2 protein-coding genes are annotated in these 2,879 nt (G+C 54.7%); one reads left to right on the top strand and one right to left on the bottom strand.

Annotation, left to right across the window (positions count from 1 at the left end; genetic code table 11):
• The first annotated feature begins 647 nt into the window (after positions 1-647).
• Complete coding sequence (locus JQ575_RS43985) at positions 648-2,465, top strand: PAS domain S-box protein (protein ID WP_212039365.1); 1,818 nt, start codon at positions 648-650, stop codon at positions 2,463-2,465.
• On the opposite strand, the gene JQ575_RS43980 is transcribed toward JQ575_RS43985, so the two are convergent.
• Complete coding sequence (locus JQ575_RS43980; RefSeq protein WP_212039364.1) at positions 2,447-2,785, bottom strand: hypothetical protein; 339 nt, start codon at positions 2,783-2,785, stop codon at positions 2,447-2,449. The two genes, JQ575_RS43985 and JQ575_RS43980, sit on opposite strands and share 19 nt — an antisense overlap.
• Positions 2,786-2,879 lie beyond the last annotated feature (94 nt).

The following is a 2,879-nucleotide window of genomic DNA, read 5'->3' as shown; positions in this document are numbered from 1 at the left end:
CGCGCCAGCAAGACGGACGAGGAAATTGTTGCTTTTGGCGGAGCTACTGATGATGAATTCAAACGCTTGGCCAAGCAGGACTTCGGCTTGGATGTGACTCTTTAGTTGGGGTGGCTAGCCGGACCCAACCCAGTGCCCTCGCACCGGATTGGCGCTCGTGTCTAAACTGGCTCCAGCGCCAGCTTCGAAGCGCCGCCCCCAATGATTGGTTTGGCTCAACCCCATGCACCAAGGTAGACCGGCAGGCTTCTCGCCCTTGAGAACGATTGACTGAATTTATAGGTTCCTGACGCTCCAGACTCGGAGGAACGAGCTAGGTAAGCATGCTCCCGATGATTGATAGATGAAAGTCTGAAACCCCGAACTGGCGCCCAGCTAAGGCCGTAATATGAACTTGCCAACCGGAGCTTTCCAGTAGGCGAGCTTTATCGGCAGCAGCGTTTGCGCTGATGCGAACAGTGACTGCCATAGGGTCCTTTTCGCAGTCAGGAGTCATGCCCACGACTCCGCGAACCGACGCACTACCGCTTCTATCACGGGCCCTAAGCTACTCTAAGCGTACCGATGGAACCGTCAACCCTGGCCGATGTTTTAGTTGATAGGCCAAGCTCTGTGATTCTGCTAGGGATGGCTATTGAGGCTTATAGTTGAGTGTATTCGTAATAGACGCCGACCAGGACGTAAATGAGCTGATCCGCAAGCTTCAGGCGCGGGAGTCGGAGCTCGCTCTCATTCATCGGATTGCTGGCATTGGTGGAGTTGAAGTTGACCTGAGGGACGGATATCGCAATCGGAGGTCTCCAGAATACCTAGCGATCCACGGCCTCCCCCCAACAGCCACTAATGAGTCTCATGAGAGTTGGGTTGCGCGTATACATCCGGAAGATCGGACACGGACAGAACAGCAATTTCTAGATGCTTTGGCCGGTGCGACCCAACTCTACTCGGCGGAATACCGCATCGTTAGGCCAAGTGACGGTCAGACGCGATGGGTACGCGTTGCGGCTCAAATAGAACGTGATTCGGATGGTCTGCCCGTTCGCTTAATTGGCGCGCATTTCGATGTGACGGACTCGAAACTTGCGGAACGGATTCTGAGGGAGAGCGAGGAGCGATTTCGGTCAATAGCTAATAGTGCACCTATTCCAATGTGGGTTACTCAGCTCAACGGCGAACGCTCCTTCGTGAATCAAGCCTATTCTGAATTCTTCGCACTCAGCCACGACGAGGCGCTAAAGCTCGATTGGCGCAGCCGTGTGCACCCGGACGACGCTGCCCAATTAGCAGAGCCCGAGCAATTGCGGACACTGGTACCGAACTCCACTTCTGCCTCCGCCAACCCCTTTTCAGTACAAATACGAATCGCTCGGGGAAATGGCGATTGGCGATGGGTAAACGCCGTCTCCCGGCCCAGGTTCGATGAGCATGGGCATCACATAGGATTTATCGGCGTAGCACACGACATCTCTGCAGCGAAGCAGGCTGAGATCGAACTTCGCGCGTCCGAAGAACGTTTTCGGCTAATGGCCGAGAACGCACCTGTGATGATTTGGATCAGTGACGAGAAGGGTAACTGCGTTCATCTCAATCAGATGCTTCGCGAATTCTGGGGCGTTTCCGAAAAGGAGGTTCCGGCATTCGAGTGGAGCAGCACGCTGCATCCTGAAGACAAAGCCATCGTGGTCGATGAAGTCGCGTCCGCTATAGAAAAGCAGAGTACGGTGTCGCTGAAAGCTCGTTACCTCGATGCGAAAGGACGCTATCGCACACTCGAAGCACGAGCGCATCCACGCTTCTCCCCGCTTGGCGAGTTCTTGGGAATGATCGGAGCAAATGTTGACGTCACCGAGCGGCAGGAAGCTGAGAAGGCTCGGGAGCTACTCGTGGACGAACTCAACCATCGCGTCAAGAACACCCTATCAGTGGTTCAAGCGATTGCACATCAAACCTTCAATAAGAACGTCGACCCAGTCTTGGCGCGGCGTGCCTTTGAAGGACGGCTGGTTGCACTGGGGCAGGCGCATGATCTGCTCACGCATGCAAGTTGGGAGAACGCCTCGTTGGCGGAGCTTGCTGAGCTAACCCTCGACTCGAAGGGCGCAACAGCAGGTCAAATATTCCTCGCGGGACCGATGATTTTACTGTCGCCGAAACAAGCCGTTTCTCTTGCGATGGCTTTTCATGAGCTGTGTACGAATGCGAGGAAATACGGAGCGCTTTCTACCAATGACGGCCAGGTCCATCTTGAATGGACGCGAATACACGGTGCGAAGCCGCAAGTCCACATACTCTGGTCTGAAACGGGTGGACCTCCGGTTTCTGTGCCGACACGACGCGGTTTTGGATCTACGCTTCTCGAACGCACCTTAGCTGAAGATCTTGACGGACAAGTAACCGTCCAATTTGACTCGATAGGGCTTCGCTGCTCGATAGCCCTTCCCATTCCTTACGCTGCAACAAAATGAGCGACATTGGAATTATCAAAACTGAGAAACGTCTCTCTACCGAGGACCTTTAGTGCGCTTTTCGCGAAGAAGCCCGCGCTCGCCTTGACGAGGTCCGCTCTTCCAAAAAAACCTCGCGCAGCTTTTTTATTGGGATCACTCAGGCAAATTCCAAAAAGCATGGACTCGCAGTTTTGCTCGTCTGGCGACAAGCCAAATTGGACCATGAGCGGCCACGGTTCCTTGAGATTGGAAATCCGCACCGCGGGGTTCAGCTGAAGAAGGCGGTCAACAGCCGCCCGTGCTTCTTCAAGGCGTCCCGCGAGCGCCTTGCTTGCCATCCGTATCCAAGCAGTAGTCCGCTACTGGCCCCGCGAAGCAAGGCTTAGTAAGATCATGCTGTCCTGTTGCTCGCTTTAGGGGCCAGTTTGATGC

Origin of the sequence: Bradyrhizobium sp. JYMT SZCCT0428, from assembly GCF_018131075.1 — a bacterium.
Taxonomy (GTDB): domain Bacteria; phylum Pseudomonadota; class Alphaproteobacteria; order Rhizobiales; family Xanthobacteraceae; genus Bradyrhizobium.
This window is presented reverse-complemented; position numbering and strand designations above follow the sequence as displayed.

Excerpts from the sequence above, each read along its gene's own strand:
- JQ575_RS43980 (WP_212039364.1), bottom strand. The coding sequence starts at position 2,785 with ATGGCAAGCAAGGCGCTCGCGGGACGCCTTGAAGAAGCACGGGCGGCT.